The sequence below is a fragment of the Bacillus sp. FSL E2-8868 genome, from assembly GCF_038005505.1.
GTDB lineage: Bacteria > Bacillota > Bacilli > Bacillales > Bacillaceae_G > Bacillus_A > Bacillus_A mycoides.
In genome coordinates this window covers 223842-247375 of sequence record NZ_JBBOTI010000004.1, presented here as the reverse complement: position 1 = coordinate 247375, position 23534 = coordinate 223842, and the positions used below count along the sequence as shown (strand labels likewise).

Annotated in this window: 21 protein-coding genes and 2 pseudogenes; 4 read left to right on the top strand and 19 right to left on the bottom strand. The window is 33.4% G+C overall.

All coding sequences use genetic code 11. The features are described from left to right. Positions 1 to 41 precede the first annotated feature (41 nt). From NSS74_RS26290 to NSS74_RS26220, 15 genes and pseudogenes are all read right to left on the bottom strand, one after another. Positions 42 to 2612, bottom strand: coding sequence for a VirD4-like conjugal transfer protein, CD1115 family (locus NSS74_RS26290; protein ID WP_201035040.1), 2571 nt, complete (start codon positions 2610 to 2612; stop codon positions 42 to 44). Positions 2613 to 2667: 55 nt separating this feature from the next. After that, complete coding sequence (locus NSS74_RS26285; RefSeq protein ID WP_340814603.1) at positions 2668 to 2829, bottom strand: hypothetical protein; 162 nt, start codon at positions 2827 to 2829, stop codon at positions 2668 to 2670. Further along, positions 2826 to 3257 (bottom strand): hypothetical protein, encoded by a 432-nt coding sequence (locus NSS74_RS26280; protein ID WP_340814602.1) that lies wholly within the window; start codon positions 3255 to 3257, stop codon positions 2826 to 2828. Before NSS74_RS26280 ends, NSS74_RS26285 begins: the two co-directional genes overlap by 4 nt. Positions 3258 to 3306: 49 nt before the next feature. After that, the gene (locus NSS74_RS26275; RefSeq protein WP_016093897.1) at positions 3307 to 3816 is read right to left on the bottom strand and encodes a hypothetical protein; all 510 of its coding nucleotides are present in this window, start codon (positions 3814 to 3816) and stop codon (positions 3307 to 3309) included. Between the two features lie 78 nt (positions 3817 to 3894). Then, positions 3895 to 5382 carry a hypothetical protein gene (locus NSS74_RS26270; RefSeq protein WP_340814601.1) on the bottom strand — a complete coding sequence of 496 codons (1488 nt, stop codon included), beginning with the start codon at positions 5380 to 5382 and terminating at the stop codon, positions 3895 to 3897. A gap of 15 nt (positions 5383 to 5397) precedes the next feature. Further along, positions 5398 to 6483 (bottom strand): hypothetical protein, encoded by a 1086-nt coding sequence (locus NSS74_RS26265; RefSeq protein ID WP_215598679.1) that lies wholly within the window; start codon positions 6481 to 6483, stop codon positions 5398 to 5400. 103 nt (positions 6484 to 6586) lie between these two features. Then, the gene (locus NSS74_RS26260; RefSeq protein ID WP_002090834.1) at positions 6587 to 6895 is read right to left on the bottom strand and encodes a hypothetical protein; all 309 of its coding nucleotides are present in this window, start codon (positions 6893 to 6895) and stop codon (positions 6587 to 6589) included. 31 nt (positions 6896 to 6926) lie between these two features. After that, entirely contained in the window at positions 6927 to 7151 is a 225-nt protein-coding gene (locus tag NSS74_RS26255; RefSeq protein WP_215571678.1) for a hypothetical protein, read from the bottom strand. Between the two features lie 29 nt (positions 7152 to 7180). Then, complete coding sequence (locus NSS74_RS26250; RefSeq protein WP_215571679.1) at positions 7181 to 7624, bottom strand: hypothetical protein; 444 nt, start codon at positions 7622 to 7624, stop codon at positions 7181 to 7183. Between the two features lie 561 nt (positions 7625 to 8185). Continuing rightward, positions 8186 to 8434 (bottom strand): hypothetical protein, encoded by a 249-nt coding sequence (locus NSS74_RS26245; RefSeq protein WP_088266097.1) that lies wholly within the window; start codon positions 8432 to 8434, stop codon positions 8186 to 8188. A 103-nt stretch (positions 8435 to 8537) separates the two neighbouring features. Beyond that, complete coding sequence (locus tag NSS74_RS26240; RefSeq protein WP_340814596.1) at positions 8538 to 9113, bottom strand: hypothetical protein; 576 nt, start codon at positions 9111 to 9113, stop codon at positions 8538 to 8540. Positions 9114 to 9153: 40 nt separating this feature from the next. Continuing rightward, complete coding sequence (locus NSS74_RS26235; RefSeq protein WP_235706422.1) at positions 9154 to 9555, bottom strand: TRAG family protein; 402 nt, start codon at positions 9553 to 9555, stop codon at positions 9154 to 9156. 136 nt (positions 9556 to 9691) lie between these two features. After that, positions 9692 to 9823 (bottom strand): hypothetical protein, encoded by a 132-nt coding sequence (locus tag NSS74_RS26230; protein ID WP_002191985.1) that lies wholly within the window; start codon positions 9821 to 9823, stop codon positions 9692 to 9694. Positions 9824 to 9841: 18 nt separating this feature from the next. Next, positions 9842 to 11942 (bottom strand): annotated as a pseudogene (locus NSS74_RS26225) (SpaA isopeptide-forming pilin-related protein). Positions 11943 to 12096: 154 nt separating this feature from the next. Beyond that, entirely contained in the window at positions 12097 to 12306 is a 210-nt protein-coding gene (locus tag NSS74_RS26220) for a helix-turn-helix transcriptional regulator (RefSeq protein ID WP_002090822.1), read from the bottom strand. 148 nt (positions 12307 to 12454) lie between these two features. Between NSS74_RS26220 and NSS74_RS26215 the strand changes: the two genes are divergently transcribed. Beyond that, positions 12455 to 12847, top strand: coding sequence for a helix-turn-helix domain-containing protein (locus tag NSS74_RS26215; RefSeq protein WP_002090821.1), 393 nt, complete (start codon positions 12455 to 12457; stop codon positions 12845 to 12847). 238 nt (positions 12848 to 13085) lie between these two features. Here NSS74_RS26215 and NSS74_RS26210 read toward each other — a convergent pair whose 3' ends face one another. Together NSS74_RS26210 and NSS74_RS26205 are read right to left on the bottom strand one after the other, a co-directional pair. Further along, on the bottom strand, positions 13086 to 13223 hold the full coding sequence (locus tag NSS74_RS26210; RefSeq protein ID WP_002090818.1) for a hypothetical protein: 138 nt from the start codon (positions 13221 to 13223) through the stop codon (positions 13086 to 13088). Further along, positions 13220 to 14389: an AimR family lysis-lysogeny pheromone receptor gene (locus NSS74_RS26205; protein WP_016093884.1), complete on the bottom strand. Its 1170-nt coding sequence runs from the start codon at positions 14387 to 14389 to the stop codon at positions 13220 to 13222. The genes NSS74_RS26210 and NSS74_RS26205 overlap by 4 nt, the downstream gene beginning before the upstream one ends. A gap of 137 nt (positions 14390 to 14526) precedes the next feature. Between NSS74_RS26205 and NSS74_RS26200 the strand changes: the two are divergent. Further along, positions 14527 to 14640 (top strand): annotated as a pseudogene (locus NSS74_RS26200) (Replicase RepFR55); the annotation flags it as partial. Between the two features lie 1047 nt (positions 14641 to 15687). Here NSS74_RS26200 and NSS74_RS26195 read toward each other — a convergent pair. Then, positions 15688 to 17379, bottom strand: coding sequence for a hypothetical protein (locus tag NSS74_RS26195; protein WP_078203804.1), 1692 nt, complete (start codon positions 17377 to 17379; stop codon positions 15688 to 15690). A 1712-nt stretch (positions 17380 to 19091) separates the two neighbouring features. On the opposite strand from NSS74_RS26195, the gene NSS74_RS26190 reads away from it, so the two are divergent. Continuing rightward, on the top strand, positions 19092 to 20789 hold the full coding sequence (locus NSS74_RS26190) for an XRE family transcriptional regulator (RefSeq protein WP_340780489.1): 1698 nt from the start codon (positions 19092 to 19094) through the stop codon (positions 20787 to 20789). A gap of 308 nt (positions 20790 to 21097) precedes the next feature. On the opposite strand, the gene map is transcribed toward NSS74_RS26190, so the two are convergent. Next, entirely contained in the window at positions 21098 to 21838 is a 741-nt protein-coding gene (gene map, locus NSS74_RS26185) for a type I methionyl aminopeptidase (RefSeq protein ID WP_016093807.1), read from the bottom strand. A 1278-nt stretch (positions 21839 to 23116) separates the two neighbouring features. On the opposite strand from map, the gene NSS74_RS26180 reads away from it, so the two are divergent. Then, entirely contained in the window at positions 23117 to 23533 is a 417-nt protein-coding gene (locus tag NSS74_RS26180; RefSeq protein ID WP_215588125.1) for a hypothetical protein, read from the top strand. The last annotated feature ends 1 nt before the right edge of the window (position 23534 follow it).

The following is a 23534-nucleotide window of genomic DNA, read 5'->3' as shown; positions in this document are numbered from 1 at the left end:
AGTTTGGATTCAAAAAAGCACTCAATCATTTGAGTGCTTTTCTAACTCGTCACTTGTTCTTTTTCTTCTAAATCACGTAAGATTCGATTAATCTTGTTTTCGACTGCTTGATAAACACTTTTGTCGATGTGGTCATTGTGAGCTAACATTTGAAATTCACTGTAAAACTCGCCCATTTCTTGATTTCCAACCTCATCTATTGATTTCCCTAACTGTGCTAAAAAGAACTTATCAACCAGTTTCAAAACCGCTAAATCAGATTCGAAAAATTCATTAACCGTTTTTTCTTTCCAATTTTCAATGGAGAGGGAATCAAACGGGCTATCTACCTGCTGAAATGCCTCTTCCGAAATATCTTCATCAATTCCCATCATTGTTGGTTCTTCTACTGGCTGCGGTGTCTCTACTGGTGAAAAAACTTCTTGTTCTTGTTCTGATGTTTCTTTCTCACTTTGTTCTTCCTTTCTTTCTCCAAGAAAATCAACAATGAGTTCTTTAGGTTCTACATCATCATGTAGGGAGTCAATATCTATGTCTAAAATGGACTTACCTGTATCAAATTCTACTCCGAGATATTCCCATCTATATTTTAAGGCTGTTTCTTCTGTATTATAAATTGGTCGTGGTCTAATTCGTTTCCGCTCATTATCTTGACGTTTTATCACACGAATAACGGCACTTTCCCCTTCTTTAAAACTCATTAGTTCATTCGGTGTTAACAATGGTCGTTGATCTAGACCTTCCGTTTTATTTTTATCAGTAGAAAGACCTTTTCCACTTCGGGAAGGTAGGTTAATTGTTTTATTCCCCAGTTTTTTGGACACTTTTTCGGCTGTTTCTTGATCGTTTGTTAGAATGTAGATGGTGTTCCCACAGTTTCCATCAATGGTATCTGCATCCTCACCATATTTATTTTTCAGTTGTGAATATGCTTGAATGATAAGATTAAAACGGATATTCCTTCCCAAACAAACCGTTGCTAACGTTGCCATTCCCTCTATACTCGGCATGTTGCCAAATTCATCAAGTAAAAAAACTACTTCACGATGACACTCATTATCCCTAGCAAGGGATGCACCCTTAGCTAATATGAAGTAGAGCTGTCTTACAAAAATAGAAGCAATGACATGATTTGAAGTATCATAATCAGGTGTAATCATAAAAATAGCAATTGGTTTATCGAAATAATCTACTGTTATTACTTGTATATCTTCATTTTCTTCTATTACTTCAAATTCTGTATGACCCGTCTTTTCATCTATTTTCGTAATGGAAATAGATGTTTTCTTTTTCTTATTTCCCTTTTCATTACATTGAATGGTATCGCCAATTTTTATTACTTTCTTAAAATCTAATGCAAAACGCCCTTTAATATCTGCTTTAATAGACTCCTTTGAACCATCTGGAAATACAATTTCTACTCGTTTTCTAGGTGTGACTTTTCCTTTTATCGTTTTTCCAAAACCTACACGTTTTAAATCCACACTATTTTTCGCTGTCATTTTAGCGATTTCATCAAATGTAAAAATAGAAAGTCCGTTCATTGTTTGGGTGAAAATTCCGCCTCGTGTCGTTCCTTTCGAGAAGTTTGAGGTTGCATATTGCATTTTCGCAACACTATCCGCTGGTAAGCCTTCAAAGTATAAATCTAATGCATTTTGTGGATCTGCTTCCGGATCTACGATTACCTCTTTCGAACCAAGTTCTGATAACATATTTGCAACTGCATACATTGTGATTTTTTCTTCTGTACCTTCCGCAATACATTTATCTGTGACTGCTAAAATCATGGCGTTACACAAACTCATAGCGCACTGTTGCCAAAAAGGATCTTTTACAGTTGGGTTGTAATACAAAGTGTGTGAGAGTGTTTTGCATAATGCCTGTGCCGTTGAATAATCCCCATCTTTATAGGCATCTTTGACGAGCTGCAACAAGTTGTAGCTCATAGAATCGAGTGGGTTTAACAAATTCAAAACTTCAATGTGATAGCCTCGTTCTTCCAGTGTTTCTTTCGATGCACTGAAGAGCTCACCTTTTGGATCGTTAAAAATTAAGGATGGTTTATGTTCCGCTCTAGAATAGACATCAATTGTAGGAAATACATAAGTTTCCCCTTTACCAGACCGTGTTGTACCAATGATTAAATTGTTTACCGGGCTATCATCAATAAATACCTTGTCACCTAATCGAGATATAACAACACCACCGCCACCTTTAAATGATTCCTCTCGTTCTGGTACAGCTCGGTATTGCTTTTTCAACTCTTCAACTGTTGTAAAACGACTAGATCCTTTCTGATGATTATTTAAGTTTTTAAAGGAAGATTTCAATTTGTACACCGTTCTTGCAATGGTTCCAATCACTACAAGGAAAACAAGCATGTAGTAAATTGGATGCTCTGCAATCGGCATTTGAAAAAGAAATCCTATCTCCATATGAAATGGTTTGGGGTGCAATAAATCACTAAATGTTGTTTCTATCAGCTCTAAAGATAAGTTAAGTAAAAAATTAGCGATTAAAAACATTCCAACAAACAAAAAAGCACTCAATGGAATGAGTACTTCTTTTTCAGCTAATTTATATTTGATTGATATCTTTTCATTATACATATCAGAAAATCACCTCAGTTCACTCTAACTTTTCATTTGAATGGTATCTTTTTTATTATTTTCCACACTTTTTCTTTCTATTTCTTTCTATTTCTTTCTGATTTAGTAGTTCACGTACAATATCTTGTGTAACTTGTTGTAAAGAGACTGTATACACAATAAAAACAAGAACCATCATTCCAATTATGATCATCAATTGTGTAAGTAGTTCTGTCATTTTTGCTCTCCTTTCTCTAATAAAACCTCTAATTCGTTATAAAATTCCCATTGTTTGTATCCCATTCGAAGAAAGATAAATACAAACGGTGTGGACATCAAAAGTGCTACTAAAAACGTAAGTCCTCGTATGGGATGCTCTTCTAAAAGCATCATTATGTCAAGTAAACCAATTGTAATTACAATCAACAATGGTACTTCCAATAATAATGCTTTTTTAGTCAATTTCTTATTCATAATTCCTATTTCAAGCATCAGTATTAAGATATAAAATGTACCAAAAACTATGAACGCTATTACCGTATGCTTTTTTGTCCACGCATCACCAAAAGCATTGATTCCCCAAATCATATGACCAATACCTATTGCTGCTAATAATATATAAATTCCCCAACTTACCTTAGCCCCATGTGATATCCATTTTTCCACCTCTATATTCCTCCCTAAATAGAAATTAAACAACTAGTTAATTTTTTCTTTACTTCTTAAAACCAAAACCCGAATCATAATTATATTTTTCATACTCTGTTATCTTGTCAAAATCATTCGTTACATCTAAAGATATGATGTATCGAAATTTCTTAGTAATTTGAGCATCTGTTGGCATTTGTTGAAAACTCGCTATTACTTTTATATCGAAATCCTTCATTTGTTGAAGAAAGTATATAAAATCTTCCTGACATAAATAATTGGTTTCATCTACAATTACATATTCAAATTGTTTAGCTATATTTATCACATCTTCTGTAATTTTAAAATTCCTATATCCCTCATTTGATTCACAATCTAAATATTGTAAAGTCACATGCCCCTCTGTTTGCTTCTCTAATTCTTCGTATTCCTTCAATGGATCTAACACTAAAACTTTTGATAAACTTAAAGCCATTTTCTTCAATTCCCTCGTTTTCCCTGTTCCCACTCGACCTACCACCATTAGACTTTTATCTAGACTTGAAATTTGTATTAAATTTGCACTATTAACAAACATCTATATGACCCCTTTCATCAAATTAAAAAGGTACTCTTTTTATGAGTACCTTTTTGACAATATCAGTTGGTTTTTTCTTTATTTACTCGCTACCATCTTTTCATTTTGTTTCAGAACTGGCTTTTCTTGATTCGTTGGTTTCTCTGGTTCTGTTGGTTTTCCCGGTTCTGTTGGCTTCTCTGGATTTGTTGGCTTTTCCGGTTCTGTTGGCTTCTCTGGATTTGTTGGCTTTTCCGGTTCTGTCGGCTTCTCTGGATCTGTTGGCTTTTCCGGTTCTGTCGGCTTCTCTGGATCTGTTGGTTTCTCTGGATCTGTTGGTTTCTCTGGATCTGTTGGCTTCTCTGGATCTGTTGGTTTCTCTGGATCTGTTGGTTTCTCTGGATCTGTTGGTTTCTCTGGATCTGTTGGCTTTTCCGGTTCTGTCGGCTTCTCTGGATCTGTTGGCTTCTCTGGATCTGTCGGCTTCTCTGGATCTGTTGGCTTCTCTGGATCTGTTGGTTTCTCTGGATCTGTTGGTTTCTCTGGATCTGTTGGTTTCTCTGGATCTGTTGGCTTTTCCGGTTCTGTTGGTTTTTCCGGTTCTGTTGGTTTTTCCGGTTCTGTTGGTTTACCTGGATCTGTTGGTTTTTCCGGTTCTGTTGGTTTTTCCGGTTCTGTTGGTTTACCTGGATCTGTTGGTTTTTCCGGTTCTGTTGGTTTACCTGGATCTGTTGGTTTTTCCGGTTCTGTTGGTTTACCTGGATCTGTTGGTTTCTCCGGTTCTGTTGGTTTCTCTGGATTTGTTGGTTTCTCCGGTTCTGTTGGCTTCTCTGGATTTGTTGGTTTCTCCGGTTCTGTTGGCTTCTCTGGATTTGTTGGTTTCTCCGGTTCTGTTGGCTTCTCTGGATTTGTTGGTTTCTCCGGTTCTGTTGGCTTCTCTGTATTTGTTGGTTTCTCCGGTTCTGTTGGTGGCTCTATAGGTGGTTTGGGTTTTTCTGTCCCTGTATTTTCCGTATTACCATTCTCACCTTCCGGTGTAATTGGTGGGTTCACAATTGCGTCTGGTTTCTTCTCTGTTGGAAGAATATCCCCTATACTCGCTACTTGAGAATCAATATTTTGATCGCCAAATGCAAAATGATCTCCGTTTACGGTGACTTGTGGCTTATTATCCGTAATAGCTGCAATCACATTATCTTTTGCTGTATCTTGAATTGATTTATCTGTCGTTTCTTTATCAAAGAGTGCTAGAACACGAGAAGTGGTGTCATCCCCATTTTGAAGATTACTTACAATAGATTTTTCTTTAAAGTTAATTTTTGATTTATCCAGCTCTTCGAGTACATAAGCAACTTCATTATCCTTACTTTGAATTGCATTCTCTGTAATTGCTTCGAAATCTTGTTTGTTCAGATTTTCTTTCTTTTCCTCCGGCTTATTTTTATCTATCTTTTTTGTAATAGCTGATTTACTTTTTGATGATTCCTTACTTCCAAACCAACTGCACCCTGTCGTACTCAATATCAATGAACCACCAAGAAAAACAATTCCCATTTTTTTGTACAGATTCTCATAATTTAAAGGCATGTTATTCTCTCCCCCTTAGATGTTCTGTAGATCTTTATCAATTTTTTCAATCTTAGCTTTCTTTTCCTCTTCACTTATCGTAGATTGTTGAATATCTCGTTTCTCTAATTCTTTGACCTCTTTCATTACGTTTTTATTTCCTTGCGTTTTGGCAAAAGAATAACAATCTTCATATTTTTTCAGATGTACAAAAGCTTCAACAATGAGTTTTTCACGTCTACCGTCCATATTGACTTTCCCCTTAAGTTTGATAACCTCCTCATATTTCTTATTAAGCGCCGCCTTTTCAAAGTCGATTACATCATTTTTGACATCAATTTCATTGATTTTATTCATGTTGTCTATCCCAATAAAATAAGCAACCACACTTTCTGCAAATTTCGGCTCATATTGTAATGCTTTATTTGCCTTTCCGTTTAATAAATAAGTAAATAAAACTGCCTTCTGACTATCTTTATCTAATTCTGTGTAATTGACCTTATCGAAGTATTTAACAGCTTCTCCATACTGTTGAATGGCTGCCTGTTGTAATCCTTTTACTACATATTGTTCCGAACCAGCATTTGCACTCGAAACTGGTTCGGAAGAGAATAACTTAAAGGCAAATATGGCACCAGCTCCAATTAACACCACGCTTCCTATGACACTCGCAATAATCTTGAATCCTTTTCTATTTTCCTTTCCAGGCTTTACTTGTGGTTCTATTTCATCCGATGGACTATAAGAAGGTTCTTCCTTTCTTACTGGTAATTCTTCTTGATATTCATATTCTTCATGAAAAGGAGAATCATTGATTTCCCTTTCTAACGTTTCTAACAGCTCCTTTTTTTGCTCCTCTTGTTCCGGATCTAATTGCATCACATTCATTTTTTTAGAAATGTGATCAAAAATTTGATTTGCATATCTCGAACCAAGTGATAACGTACCGTTATAAATTTCATTAGCATGACCATCTAACAAATCAAAATCAATATGTTCTTGCCGCCCTGCCTCTCTATAAACTCGTTCTAATCGCTTAGTTAAGATATAAGCTTCATGAAACGAATATTGCTTACCCGACTCAATTTCTGTTCCATTACTACTCTTAAAAATGACAAACATGGCTTCTCCTTTCTCACATTTACTTTAAATCCCATGAAAAAAGGCAACAAAAAAAGCCATACCCTTTGCATAGCTTCCTCATTGCCTTATTTATATTTATTGACTACTTCATCCAAAGAAATGGAAATAATATTTGACCAAATTTAACATTACTCGTTACGCTCTCTGATAAGTACATGCACCCCATTACGATAACGAGTCCGGCTGCCCCACCAATAAACCACCAAACACATTTATGTCTTCCTCGTTCACCACCCCAAATTAAGAGATAAGCGCCCCAGCAAAATACAATTGCTGTACTAACCTGTGCTCCTCTTTGCATCCATGTAATAAATGAATTACCCGTATTAATTAGACCGTCCATCGCATCACCTAACACTAACATTTGAGCTACTGTTTCCAACATTGACATATACATTCACTCCCTTTTCATTTTTAGATGCTTATACGTTACTAAGCTGACTTGTTTCATTCGGTTTGCTGTCTTCTTTTACTTCTGTTGATGTTGCTTTATAAGCTTGTAAAGCTTTCATTACTAAATCTTGATTTTCTTCAATGTATTTCTGATGATGTAAATGAAGCCAATGGTTATAATCCTCACCATTGGCTCTTAATAAGTTTGCTACCATATCTTTTTCTTTTTTTAATTCCCTTTGTGTAATCGCCACTATATCACCACCTTTCAATGATTATGTGATTACTTCTGATATTGCTCTTTGCAATTTTTAACAAAAAAACTAAGTTCATTTTCAAGTTCTGATGGTTTAATTTGTGGAATTTTAATATCTTTTTTTAGTTTTCCTTTTTCATAATATGCAAGTGAATCTCTTTTTTGCGATAAGCCCCAATCATAAGGGTTGCTTGAACCTGGTACATCTTCACGCTTTTCATCTAATTCTTGTATCTGAACCTTTTCTTGCTGCGCTATTTTTTTTACAGCATGAAGCCAATCCTCTCTCTTTTTCTTAGTGGAATTTAACATAACAAAACCTGTGCCATCCTCACTCATGAACTTCTTCATTTCTAACGGATTAAGTTCCATTACTTCCCCTTTTCCCGAACTAAAGACAAATGTTGAACCAATACCAATTGCAATTAACAGTCCAACTACAGCGGAAATGATCCACCCTTTACGACTCATACATGTTCCTCCCTATGTCATATTTTTATAAGCGATTTTGAAGTGTGATGAGACACGTTTAAACTTCAACATCTGTCTTTATTTTATAACATTTAAAGGAAAGTGGGATAGAAAATGGAAATATCATTTATGGCTGGAATGACGAACCCTGTATTGGTATGCGTATAGAAACTAACCCCGACCTAGCTTCTATAGGCCCAATACCGCACTACGTATTTTGGCGTGAACGTAGAACCTTATGTATCTACTGTTTGTATGGTTCATCGCTTCTTCAGAATGTCAAAATGGGATATTCCTCACGATCACTAGCGCAAACAGATTTTTGATACAATGCATTTCCAATGGTCACAGATATGAGTTTTACGTACGCACTCTTCTAACGATAATCGTATACCTAACCCCTCTAGTGACCGTTTCAAGGGAGGCACGCATATATATTGAAAGCCGTATATCATCCTTCTACATCATTACTGAAAGGAAGATATACGCAATATATATCTAAATTGTCAAAGAGCAAATTACTTTGTGCTATGTTCTCAGCACACTTCAAAATCGCTTTTTTTATTTACACTTTTGTCTTACGGCTACTAATTCCGCTTGTTTATGTTTCCTTTTTGCGATCAAGTTTTGATGTTCGTCTCTGACAGAACGCACTTGATAATAAATTTGAGCTACATTTTCAATGCTTCCTGTGTTATTTTCAATTGCGATGGTGCCTTTCAGTTCGTATGTTTTTCCATCAAAAGTTTTGACACTATGAGCTTGTGATGCGGCAATATCATAGAATGTGAGCCTTTGTTCTTTTCTCATATGAACGCCTCCTATTTTTGATAAAGAAGGGAGAAAAGCGCTTCTCCCTTGTATAGTTTTCTAGCCATCTAGATAGGATGAAATAGTGAACGAGTGCTTCATATCATGCTAGGATTGTTGTGTTATACGAGGTTATGATGCGTTGCGCTGCTTCTTTTCCGTATATGTGTTGTAATGCGGATTGAGATTCAACTACGATTGAATGCTGAATGTGGTATGTTGCGCTTTCTTTCAAAAACTGCTCCATATGAGGGATCGGGTACAAATCATATTGATGAAATACCAGGTGAATCGGTCTTATATTCTTGCATTCTGTTAGATACAGAAGAAAACTTGATAATGCTTCTCCTCTATCTTGATACGTACTTGTTTCCGTTTCTACACTGATATACACAACCGCTTTTTGCTTTATATCCATTTGAAGCGTTTCATAACCAGTCAGTAAATCATGTTTGAGTATGTGATACCCCTGTTTTCGTTTTTCGTGATGGGTATCTTCATAAAAGATACCTTTTGGATCAAAAATGAAAATAAAATCGTTGGCGTTTTCTTTCACACCTTCTATGACCGTTTTATAAGCTCCAAAACGAGCCTTTATCACACCTGCAACCTTATCCCATTCATTCAGTTCTTTCAACGCTCTAATCACCTTTGTATACTTCTTAGCTACGCCTAACATGCGTTGCACTCCTTCCTATTTCATTTTCCTCTTATGACTACTACTGAAACCAAAAATACTCTTTTTGTTCCCCTTGCTTTTCACGCTGATGTTTTTCAAGAATGTATAACAATGTAATAGTTATCGCATCCCTTGTTTCTTTTGAATAAAGACCAAGCTCATGAAATATATGATATGCTGGATGCTCATTTTCAAGCGAACCCAATACTTCTACCAAATTAGCTTCACTCTCATATATTTTTTCCATGAACTCAATTACTTTTTTCACATCTAGGTAATATAGGTTTTTATGTCGTTGATCCAGATACAAAATACTTCCTGCCAATAATTTTGTAGCGGGTTCTATCCAATAATCATGTTGCTTTAATGGTTTCATTACAGTTTGAGCGATTGAAACTGCTTGCATCAATTCTTCAGACAACCAAGCACCCTTTCTATGCATCTTTCCTCCTCCGGCTTTTCCTACAATCACTTCATTTTTATATGGTAATTGTTCTGGAAAACTATTGAATACAGGTTTTTTCTTTGTGTTACCGATGTAGACTCCTGACATCTCATTTCATCTCCCTCTCGGTTTCTTATATCTTGCTCCCTATCCAAAAAACAACTGTCCAAATGGGAATTACGAGTATACATGCATTACGAAATCCAATAGCAAAACCAAGCGGATTTTCATCTGTTTTACTAAAATGAGATTGGTATTTTGTCATATACTCTTAGTCCTTTCTTTATTGAACTTTCTTACGGTTTCTTACTACAAATACGGCTCCAATTAAGCCAAGTGCGACACATACAAGACCCATCCATCTTATGTATGGATTTTCGGCTTTACCGCCTGTTGTTGGAAGATAAGTTTCGATTTTCTTTGGTGTTTGTTCTAGTTGTGGTTTCATAACAATCTGTTGTGGTTTCTCTGGTGTTGGTGGTGTCGGTTTCTTCTGATCCTTCACCGTATGTTTAATGATTTGACCATCTTCTTTAATTTCAAAAGAGAATATTTCTTCATTTAGTAAATATCCTTCTGGTGCGAATGTTTCTTTATATGTGTACTTTCCATATGGAAGCTTAAATTTCGCTATGCCGTTTTGATCCGTTTTTCCTTTTAGAACTTCTTCACCTTTTTCGTTAAAGATGGTAAATTCAGCATTTGGAAGCTTATTGTTGCCATCCGCAATATCTACCTTGCTAATCTCCAACTCTCCTGTGATTTGCTTATTTTTCGCTGTTAGCATGATTGTCTTTCCTTGTTCCGAGATACTAAAAGGAATAGATTCTTTCGTTAAAACATAACCAGTTGGTGCTTGCTTCTCAATAAATGAGTATGCTCCAAATGGTAAGTCTTTTACTTCAATCAAACCGTTTTTATCACTTTTGTGTTCACTAATTTTCTTCCCTTTACTATCTTGAAGAATGAACACCGCACCTTCTAATTTTTTATCTGGATTCTCTCCATCTACTTTTAGAAGTTGCACGTTTCCTTTTACTTCTTTATTTTCGACTGTGAATGTTAGCGTTTTTCCTTGTTCTTTAATCTCAAATGGATATTTTGTTTGATTAAGAAGGTATCCTTCTACCCCTTTTGTCTCAACAAAATAATACTTTCCATACGGAATATCCTTCACTTGTGCGATCCCTTGCTCGTTTGTAGTTGTTTTTGTGATTTCTTTTCCCTCTGCTGTATACACTGTGAACTCTACTTTTGGAAGTGTTTTTCCGCTGTCACTTAATTTCTTAATTTCGATGTTTCCTTTTACCTGAGTATTTTGCACTGTAATTGTTGTAACCTCGCCTGTTTTAACTTCAATCTGTTGTGGCTGCCCATTCAGTACATAGCCAGTAGGTGATTTCATCTCTTTAAGAGTATAAGTTCCGATTTCTAAATCAGAAAGGCTTGCTGAACCTTGCTCATTTGTAGTCATTGTGCCTACTTTTTCATTTGCACTGTTCATGACTTCAAATACTGCACCTTGTAGCAATTCTTTTTGTTCTCCCACTTTTACAACTTTCAATCCTCCAAGGGATTTCCAGTTTACCTGTAGATCGGCACTCACTTTTTCCTCATTTTTTTTAAAAGGACTGTCGCATTTTGGACTTTATCAGTTCCTTGATAAGCTACTGCCTGCAAATTAGAAAGATTAGATGTTACTTTTAAGGAAAAGTTACCTGTTTGAGAGGATTTCGGTATCAAAATACGGAATTGTTCTCCTAAATTGAATTGTTGTTTGCTTCACCTTTTGTTGAAACAACTTTCGTTCCATTTGGTGCATTAGCTAGTTGAACTGTAAACACACCATTCTTAGCGTTACTTTCAATTTGATACACTGTCGTTTCAAAGTACTCACCGTTTAACTTTGCTTCTTGATTGTCTGTTGGTGTTACATTCATGTACAGGTCTTGTGTTTCCTGGCTTTTGCAACATTCCCATTTCGATGCTGAACTTCGTTAATGTCAATTTGACCTAACGCTGCCCAAACACTAAGCTGTGTCGCATAATGCGCCTCTTTCCAGTCAGAAACCCCTAATTCTTCTGGACTCTTTTGCGGATATCCATTTAGAAGAACTCGGTACACAATATCATCTGTGCGCCCCATCTCTGGAAGGTCATTACCGTTGGGACTTAATTTCCCATAAGTTAAACAATACGCAATTTGTCCATTTGCATTCTTCAATAGTTCTGTCCGTAGGTCTTTTCCTTACATGGGACTAAAACTCCAATTCATTTCGTATTTCTCACGATTAATGACTTCAGCACAGCGGAAATACAAAATTCAAGACAATTAGAAGCATACTCATGCCAATGAGTAACGTTTGATACGATCGTTTCAACATACTAACAGCTCCCTCAAATGATATGCAGTTTTCAAAGATCTTTTTAAATCAGAATTTTCTGATTTAAAAACTTAAAAAATAACAATAAAATTATAGCTTTTCCTCATTGTTCATTTACAATATAAGAGTATAATTGTGTATTGCAAAAAATATTTCATTCTAATTTTGCTCGATAATACGTAGATAAAAAGATCTTTTCTATCGGTTCATTAAATAAATCAGCAAGAATCCTGGCTCGTTTCTCAATTATTCCTTTCTTTCCAGTTTCAATGTTATATAGCGTTTTAACTGGAATTTTAGAAGCCTGCGAAACTTCTTGAATTGTGAGTCCTCTTGCTTCTCTAACATTACGTAATGCTGACAATTTCTCCCCCCCTTAGATACATTCTATTCTCCTTGAAGTAGAATATCAACACTAAAGTGGTATTTATTACACTGAAGTGATAAAAATTTCACCAAAAAGATACTAAAGTGATAAAAATTATACAGATAGATGAAGGAGGCTAATACAAGTGGAGAATAATATATTTGGAAAAAACATAAAAAAACTAAGAGCAATAAAGGGTCTCAGTCGAAAAGAATTTGCTGATGCAATCAACACCCCATACAGTACAGTCTCTAGTTGGGAAAGTGGAGAAAAAACTCCTAAAATCGAGCGTATTCCGGCAATTGCTAAATTTTTCAATGTGAGTGAGTCACAACTATTGCACCATCCAATGAGCGATACTGAGATTTTTGAGAAAAGTGATTTTGGTACTGATCCTATAGAACGTATGGCTAAAATACTAATTGAAAAATATAGAAATATTCCAGAAGAACATAAGCCACGAATAGAAAAAGAAATCTTAAGAATTGCACACCTTTTACAAATAGAAATTGAGATGGAATCACAAAATAAAAAATAAAAACTTTTTATAACACTCCATCTTCATATATATCAATTAAATCACTAAAAACATCTAGATCTCCATCTACAGTTAAGAGGATTTCTATAATTAAATTTTCCCATTTATCCATTAAATCATCACCTTTATATTTTTTCTTTGTTCGTTAAAATCCGGCTCAACCTTTTAAAAAACTCTTTATAAAGTAACAAAAGACATCGTTATACGATGTCTTTTGTTACTTTTATATTTTTAAGATTCAACCCATGCCACCAGGATCAGATACAAGATACTGAATTTTATTAGACAATGACATATCCTTCTCTTCATTGTCTAATAAACTAATTCCAGCAAACAATATAAATGTTGTTATACATAATATGGCTATTTTTTTCATTTCACGCCTCCATATTCTAACATTTCTTTATATTCACAATATACTCGTGCTGCATATTGAGCAAAGAAGTAATCGCCATTTTCAATAAACATTTGTTTGGAATCAGCAATCATTTTTAAATCCATCTTTGCTTGTCCTAAGTAACAATATTGAATAGGACTAAGCTTTTTATTTTCATCTAAAATTTCTAATAAGATATCAATTGCTCTCTTTTTCTCGTTATTTATTATAAAATATAGTGCTAACTCTGCTGGATGGAGTGTATCTAAGTCAATGGTTTCAACTGCTTCTTTATTTACAAGTTTTAAAAAATTAATATTGTTTAATGCTATTTTATATTTTATAACACTCTGGTTCTTAAATATATTCATTGCTCTTAAAGAATGTTTATATGATTGCTTATAATCTGTAAATATTAAACTTTCTCCTTTACGTAAATCGATTGTAGCCTCCATAACAGGAAAATATTTCAAATAACCATATGACCTTAGCTGGCTATTATACTCATTAAATTCATCAATTCTTAACCTTCTTAACAAGGAATAACTCCATATGTCATCTATCCAATATTTATATAGCCATTTTAAATCTTGGTTTTTATGTACAGAAATGTTCTGATAAATACGGTTTCTATAAGTATCAAACATTCCAAAGTCTCCAATATCCCCAACAGACAACAAATAGAGAATATCAGAAATGATCTCCATATCTAAAGTTTCTTTTTCTGGAATGCTCTTCCGAATTTCTTCTACCATTAGGATATGTTTTTTAGGGTTTCCTCCCTTTGATCTCTCATAAAACAAACTTATCAATGGTGAATATTTTTTAACATAACTATCCTTATGCTTACTCGTCATGTTGATTAAATATTCTAGAATTGAATTATATCCATTTAAATACGATAAAACAAACAGTCTCTTCATGTTAATTTTTATATTTCTTTCATATTTCGAAAAAACTTCTATACAACATTTCTCATTTATTACTCTATCCTCATTAAAGAGCGTATTAGCCATTTTATATACACTAAGCATTGAAATTTCTTTATGATAGCGAAAAAAATCTGTTAATGTTGATTTAGGCATGTCAAGTTCTCTTGCAAAACTATCATATGATCTATTTGTCTTATTCATTTGATCTTGCATCTTTTCAACCCACTCACTCATATATCCACACCTCTTTACACATCTTGTTAGAAAATTCAGATACATATATATGGATTATAACAAACAAGCGGTAATAAATTATCTATTACTACAAAAACCTAAGCAATTACGCATATTTCTCAACAATTGTTTTACAATTATACCTTTCTGAAAATGATGCGTACATAATTGTTTTGAGATTGCCACCTGATATCGATCGCTACACAAGATGGGGTTTTGAAGATCGTGTACAATGGTTCCAGTTTAATAAATTTTAAGTGCATTCCCTTATTTATATAATTCAATTTGGAATGATTCTGGTGTAAAAATTTTAGTTAAAACATGGAATAGCAATTTTCTGTACATTTCTATCTAAGATTAGTTTAGGCTGATAATGCTTCCATTTGAACAAATTTTCCTTTTCATACTGATCACACACCTTTTCTAGAGTAATACTATCAGTATGTCCAAGTTTAAGGTTTTCTTTTGTGATGTTAAACTAAAATTTATTTCTTACCTATTGTTAGATTATTAATTTTTACAGGCTTAAATAAGGAGAAGTCTTTCGGATAGTACGTTAAAACCTAATATAATATATATCTTTTATATAAAAAGAATATAAAGATAAAACTATTATACTTATGAAAAACGGCTTACAAACTCAGTAATAACAGTGTCTGCAAAGTTATAGAACCATAAAAAATCGAAAAAAATACTTATTGGAAATGTATTTATTGCGTTTTACGTCGCTCTAAATATACAAAATATCATAAAGTTGAATTACTTAACCTACATATAATCAGCATCATTTTGATGCGTAAAAGTGTATATAAGATTAATGGTAGTCTAGCTTAAATTAATAACATGATTTCCACATACGCTATAAAATAACCCACATTTTATTAACATTTAGAAGTAAGTTATAGACATAATTCAGTAAATCAACATTATTAACAAAAAACATTCTGATTTTAAGTAGATTTATATATAAAACGTTTATAAATAAAGCTTTGAGCTATTTTATTGTACACATTCGGACAATATTATTAAGATATCCACTGAATTAATATATATATTTACGATTTTTAGTAGATTAAATGCCAGCAAGAGAACGAATGTTCAGAAAAAAGTAAAGTGAAATTGTGAATTACTGATTATATTTTAGGAATTTTGTATAGAAGTGTATAAAAAAAGAGAGGTATTCTAACTCAAATTTAAGAATCTCTCTCTTTTATGTTTGGATAGTACGAATATAATTTCTAATTTCAACACGAATAGCCCTCCGTCTTTGATTTTTCAAAAAAGGAGAGCATGTAATTTTACATTGCAGGAAGCAGCTGATCTACCGTGCATGGTGTTTCACTATTTTTACGGTAATAAGCTTCTAAGGAATGAAGAAAATCGATTAAATTAAAGTCTTTAGGAACTTCAATTACGCGGATTTTTTCCTTAGGCAATCTATCTATTTTTTCAATGAACAGTTCGCGAATATCACTTGGAATATGATGTTCTTTATGGCCATGAGATTTTAATAATTCACGAATTTTAATTTCTAATGCAATATATGCGTTAACATTTACGCCTTGCTCAAAAGCATACTTCCTAAATAGTGTTTCTTCTTGATACTGCATATAATTACGATGGTATGCTTCTTCAGTCACAGGAACCGCATATGTAGCATGAAGAAGGTCATGCGCTTTACAGAATAACTTCTTAACATTTTGTAATGAATATATAGCGAAGTGAGTACCAAATTTAAATACCGCATCTTCTTGTTTCTCTCTCGGCACATTATGTGTAATCAGAGAATAAATACCTGTTTTAGCAGCTGTATCTAATACGCGATATTGAGAAGACTGCTTTAATAATTTGCTTAGTGTATAAACAAGATTTTTAGGGAAACCCTCTTGTCTATCAATCATTTCGCGTAATCCACGAATCACTTGGCGAATTTGACGATGACAAGAATGTTTTAAGACATTTACAAATTGGTTTATATCTTTTGTAAATTCTGCAATATTCATTTCAACTAACGATTCTTCAATGAACTTAGCTTTACGTTTATATGTAAGTCTTGGTGTAAATGGATCGCGATATTCTTCCCCTACTTCCTTATTACACAGGAAATCAGGGTGTACAGATAAATACAGTGTTGTATACTGCTTTTTATTCTTTTTCCCTTTTTCTAATTTGCAAATTTTAAACAAAGAAGATCCAGTAGCAGTTGATTTAGTTGTTAATTCAGCCATTACAGAACGTATCTGATGTGGGTATTTCTTATGTAAGAAGCGATACATACCGCCCAAATGAGTCTGTTGTCCCTGTTCATCAAATTTGTATAGTGAACGTTTCAAAGTAGTTTCTCGTTTTTGCTGCATTGCGATATCAATAAATAGCTTTTTAGCAGCAATGGATAAATCGAAGAACTCTTTTGTAAATACAATTGGGCTGATAAACGTGTAAGGATTCGCTTTATTCGTTTCCTTGTTCATAAAATCAGTTAATGTAATTTTATATTTACCACTGTACTCATTCTCAATTTCAATGATGTTGTGTAAGCTAAGCTTTTTCAACGCAACATAGAATTGTGAATGATGAATATGTGAAAATGCTTCTTTATAGTTTTTGTAGTCCTCCCAAAGCATGTGAATGGAAACATGAGAAAGTTCACCATAGGTATTACATTTTTTATGTAGAAATAGAAATACTTCTAGATCTGCATTAGTAATACCATATAGCTTATGCTTTCTACCATTTGCTTTAGTGAAGAGATTTTTCATTTGAAGTGAAAAAGATGGTTTGGCTTTTTCAACAAACCCCTCTTCATCTGCAATTCGTTCCTCGTAAGACATTGAATTTACGATATCTTCTAGATATGTATCTTTAAAGCTATAGTATTTGCCTTCTAAAGCTTCCACTAATTTTTGCCATGCTTTAATTGTTACTAATACTGGAGTTGTTGTTTCACCATTTAAACTACGTTTGTTCTTTATAACGAAAGGTTTAGCCATCTTTTTCACCTCCTCTTATTATGAGTTTCAGTTTTTACCTAAATAGGATATAAAAATTCAATTTTGATTATATCAAATCGAATCTTGGTGAAATGTGTCTCTTTAAGAGGAAAATCAAAAATGTGAAACGCAGCCTCAGCCTTAGAGGCACAAGGGATTCAACGTTTCACAAAAAAAATCTTTTGGCCACCATATAGCTATAAGGTATTTTGAATATGAAACGTATCTGAAATGAATGAAACAGCACCTAAACCTTGATATAATAGGTTTTTTAGTGCTTTGGGTTAAAAGTTGTTGCCACCATATAGCTATAACGTTTCATGTTTTGAAATGACTAAATAATGTGTAGAATTCATTCATAAATGTTGTCGTATAGCGTTTTCATGTTAATTTACGTCAAGGGACTATTGCCATCATATAGCTATATACGTTTCATGTTTTTTTTAGATTGTTGCCATCATAAAGCTATGCCGTTTCATGTTTGAAATCAATATTTCATTGCGCTTGAAATGTACCTAAACCCTTGTTACATATGGATTCATAGGTTTTTTTAAAAAAAAGTTGTTGCCATCATATAGCTATAGCATTTCATTAGGATTTTTTAGTTTTTTTAAAGGATGGCTGTATATCAATGTTTATCACTAATTTAAATAAAAAAATTTTTTTTTATATGAAAAGATTTTAGTGTGTTTATGTTTCATATTTAAAGAGTTGTTGCCACCATATAGCTATAACGTTTCATGTTTTCAATAGTAACTGCCACAATGTAGCTATGATGTTTCATAAAAGTAGAGGTATTTGTATTGAAGTATGAAATAACGTTAATTCTTGTTAAATGAAACCCAACAATTCATCAGTATTTTTTGTTCAGAATAAACTTGCCACCATAAAGCTAAAACGTTTCAAGTTCTAAGTAGTAATTGCCACAATGTAGCTATGGTGTTTCATAAAAGTAGAGGTATTCGTGCTGATATATGGAATAGCGTTAATTCTTGTTAAATAAAATTAAAAAATTCATTGGTATTTCTTGTTCAGAATATACTTGCCATCATAAAGCTAAAGCGTTTCAAGTTTTCAATAGTAACTGCCACAATGCAGCTAAAATGTTTCATAAAAGTAGAGGTATCTGTGTCGAAGTATGAAATAACGTTAATGCTTGTGAAGTGGAAATCAACAGTTTATCGGTATTTTTTGTTTCGAATAAACTTGCCACTATAAAGCTAAAACGTTTCAAGTTCTAAGGAGTAATTGCCATAATGTAGCTATGACGTTTCATAAAAGTAAGGGTATTTGTATCATTGTATAGAATGATGCGAATAATTTTTTAGATGAAACCAGCAAATCATCGATGTTTCTTGGTAAGAAAGTAATTGTTATCATAACGCTATAATGTTTTATTTCATTTGTAAGAAAAGGGACAATTACGTTTCACTTTAAAAGTATGATTTACACTATTTAATACCGAATGGGTTTCCCGCATGGAGATTGTAGTGTAAAGTAGTAATTTTACAAATAAGTACAGTCTTATATAATACAAGTACAAGAATGTTTACTTGATAGGACAAATACTGTTCGATAAATCATTTCTCGATATAGATTATTCTGATAACGTTTCAACTTATATGCTATGTTGCCACCATATAGCTATAACGTCTCAAGTTCTATAATTTATAATTCTAATTGGTGGGAACTTAGTAAGGAGGTTTTTGAATATGGAGAAAGTATTAGTGTTGTTTAGCGATGCCCTTTTACTTGCTGCACCAATGTATGAAAAGAACACACAGCTATGGGAAAAGTGGAATAGATATTATGAGGAAGTACAGGGAAATCATGACAAAGTAGTAACTTCAGCTAATATATCCCCTTCATTTTCAGCTCTTGTCTCTTGGTTAGGCCAGAAACAAGAACAAGGGATTTCATTATTGCATATATACGCAAATCTAGATAAATATAAAATTGAGATTCGAAATGTACTCGATAAAATAATAGAGCAAGAATTTGGAGGTACGTCTGAAGAAGTTGAAACGTCTATAATATCTAATACAACCGATGAAAAGTTAAAAGAGCATTCAATTGATCTACAAGAGGATTACTATCCGGTAAGTAATGATGCGGTATATTATCAACTACGAGATGGTATAGCCAAGAATCACTTTGAAGAAGATGAAGTAGGAGCAGTATCTGTTTTACCATTAGAAACTAAAAATACAAGCGGAGTTGCTCAGCTATCGTCACACAAGGATGAAGATTTAAGGCTAGTAAATACTAATGAAGCAGAAAGATGGTCAATACTAGTCGATGGTGTTATTAGTAATATGGATGATCTTACCGCAGACTGTTTAGATACAATTACAATACAGTGGTTGAATCAAGCGAAATCTCAAGATGATTTTATTGATTTCAGCTATGAAAATGTACTAGATATGTGTAATATACCAAAAGCATCAGCAAACGGTATTGAGTATTATCGCGCAGAAGATAAAATAAAAATTGCACAGCGTATAGCTGCCTTGGCAAGTATCTTTATTTATTTAAATGATGATAATGAGGTCGTAGTTTTAAATGATCGCGCAGAAACTGGTGAGCAATTTGAAATGAAGCGTGAAATAATTAAAAGACTTTTCGTTTTAGATTCTGTAGTTCTTTGGAGAGATAAAAATACCAATGATTACGTAGGTATTGAATCTTGTAGAATAAAGCCGGGTAGCTTTTTGTCAATGTATTTATACGGATCTAGTAGCACAACAGCGTTATTATCTAAAAAAGCATTGGAGTATAATAGTTATCGACACAAATTCCATAAGCGACTAATTCGCTATTTATCTTGGCAGTGGAGAATTCGACAACAGTACAGTAATTTAAAAAGACCATATTCAATTGGTGGAGAAAAAGGATTACTGTCTGTTATGGGGATTAATATAGCTAAGGGGCGCCCGCACCGTATTCGTGAGCAATTAGAAAATGTATTAATAGATTTAGAAAAAGAAAAAGTTATTTCACATTGGGAGTACGCTGAGGAAATTGATGAATCAAGAATTGGAGAACGGAACTGGTTTAAAAATTATTACTCAAAATTAGGAATCATCATTTTACCACCAAAAGAATTAATGGATAATATTGGGAGTTTGGTAAAGAAAAAAGTAACTGATACTCCGCATAAGCAAGAAAATAATTTGATTACAAATACGGTAGCTCATAGTGTAGTAAGTACTGAGGAGCTAATTAGAGAGAAAATTATGCACCAACATATGCATCAAAATAGAACGATGCGCGAAATAGCAGATGAGTTAGGCTTATCCCCTGCTACACTATCGAGATTCTGTAATAAGAAAATGAAACGCATCTCAAACAGTGTTAATGATAAGTTAACCAAATGGTATGAAAGACAACTGATAATCGAGTCTATGTAAGCAAAAAAGGAGAAAACCACTTTGGAAATGGTTTCCTCTTTTTTTATGAATCTTAATAACGATTGCTAGGTTTACCGGTTCCAATGTACAAAATTAGTCCATTTAACATTTGTTGGTTTGAAATAAAGTTTAATCAAAAATACCTCGCAATCCCAAGTTTTAAGATAAATAAAAAGAATCCATTTTGAAAAAAGATTGATCAAAATGGATTCTTCTCCAGCAGATTTTTGTTTCGGTTTTATAAAAAAGTTTGATCATTTTCTGCCTGTATTGCTCCATAATCGCGCCCTATTGTGGTATTAGTGCTCTTACAATGTAGTAATAATCGGTCCTTCCTTGGTAAGGATAATCGTATGTTCGTATTGAGCCACAAAGCTTTCATCGGTTAGGCAGGTCCATCCATCTTCGGATTGGAAAACTTCCTCTTCAAATGTAGAGATCATAGGCTCAAAGGCAATTACCATACCATCCTTTAAAATTTCGTCATCACAGTGAGAGAAGTAATTGAAAATGTGTTTTGGTTCTTCATGAATCGAACGCCCAACACCGTGTCCAGTAAGATTTTTTATGACTGTTAAGCCATGCTGTTTTGCTACATTGTGTGCAGCTTTTCCGAGCGCGCTTTTTTTTGAACCTGGCTTTGCCTTCTTAAGTCCAGCATCGAATGCTTCTTTAGCAACGTCACATATTTTCTGTAAAATTGTCTCTCCTTCCCCTACTACAAAGGAAATTCCGGTATCTGCGAAATATCCGTTTTTTGAACCTGAAACATCAATATTTACAATGTCCCCTTCTTGAATGGTCCGTCTCCCTGGAATCCCGTGCGCTACTTCTTCATTTATGCTAATGCACGTATATCCAGGAAAATCGTATTCACTTTTTGGGGCAGATTGAGCTCCTGCTTTTTCAAACATCTCTCTCGCAATTTCATCGAGTTCTTTTGTGGTAATTCCAGGTTTCGTACTATGGACTAATTCATCTCGAATCGCACCACAAATTTCACCAATTACTTTTAATCCATTAAAATCCTCTTCAGTCTTTGCAACCATTGTATATCCTCCCTTTTTAAAGTATTTTATGATTAGTATACCATTTAGTTTCTAGCAGGAACGGGGTGTTATTCAACAATCTGGCCCTTTAGTGGAGTAACTTTATTACTACTCAACAGTTCTTTAATCCTCCTTTCAATTCAGACATTCTTTTCACTATAAAAACACCCCTTTAGATAAACAGATCCAAAGGGGCAAAACATCGCAACTTGTTTATAAACGTCGCGTCTTTTTTATAAACACCGTGACTTTATTTAAAAGCGACAACATTTCTTCACTTTCTGATGTATCCTGAGCTACTTTCCATTTTGTCAGCAATCCCCCCTTCCTCTTTCTTGCCAGAATAAACAACAGGTCCAATTTCTTGAACAGAACTAATCGTCATTTGATGTATCTATTGCTTTGTTAAGTTGATAGCTGCATTACAGTAATATGTATAATTCAATTAGTAAATCTATACTTAAATAAAAATATAATAAATTTAGTTGAATTTATTAATATTATGACTCTACATGTTAATTATAAAGATGGTGTACATATGAGATTAACAAGTGAATGTGTAGAACCTAACACTAGAGATACTGAATCTGCAAGTATGTGAGTTAATAACAGAGAAGAGAACTTATAACATGACATTGACAGATCTTCTTTATCAATAGATATAAATGGTAGAAAAATGTTGATAAATAAAAATGAATAGGAAGATCTCTTTATTAAACTAGTAAGTTCATATCAAACCATTTGATATGAAAAGAGCAATGCTTTTTTATATTATATACACCCTTTACATGCACAGCTTATATATAGACCTTATATATAAGCTGTGCAGAAATAAAATGTATTAAATATGTTGATATGAAATTGATATAGGAGCCACAAAACCTTTGTTTTTAATGGTTTATATATACAGCTTATAAATAGGACTTATAAATGCAACTTATATATAAAGTGTATAGATGATTTGTGAAGTTTTTTAACTTGATATGTTTGTGATTTGATATTTTTTATAAAGGATTATTCAAAAGAATGTCAAATTAAATAATAAATTCATAGTTTTATAGACGGTATTGTTAATTACATGAAACCTATAATTGACATGTATAGCTTACATCGTACATATACGTCGTATATATTTATGTTTATATATCAACATTTCGGCCCAACTTAAGACTTATACGCTTTATATATAAGTGCTATATATAATGACTTGATATACGCTTTATAATAATGTAATATATTCGTAGGAATAATTAACCAACGTTTTAAGGGGGAGGCAACTTGAACGAGGTATTGAGCGAAAAGTATAAAGTAATTAAATTTCCTGATGAAGTTGTGAACATGTTTGCAGATATTCTTGAAGAAGACGAAATACTTTATAATGTATTTCATTACATAGGATCTGAGGTAAATAAACAATACCAAGAGACGAAATATATGAGGGGTATCTCAATAAATGAAATAGTAGGTAATGTTGTAATTGATAGGAGAGTTAAGAAATTAAAGGGAAAATCGTATTCATTAGAGGTTGAACGAACCAATATATCAAGAAGATCAGCTGAAGTAAGTGTTAGTACATTATCTTCAATGTCATTAATAACTGAAAAGATTATGCATCCTTATAAATTTTTAATCTCAACAATTAGAGGACAGCAGGTGTTAATTGAACTAGGAAGACGTAAACACACCAATAAATAAG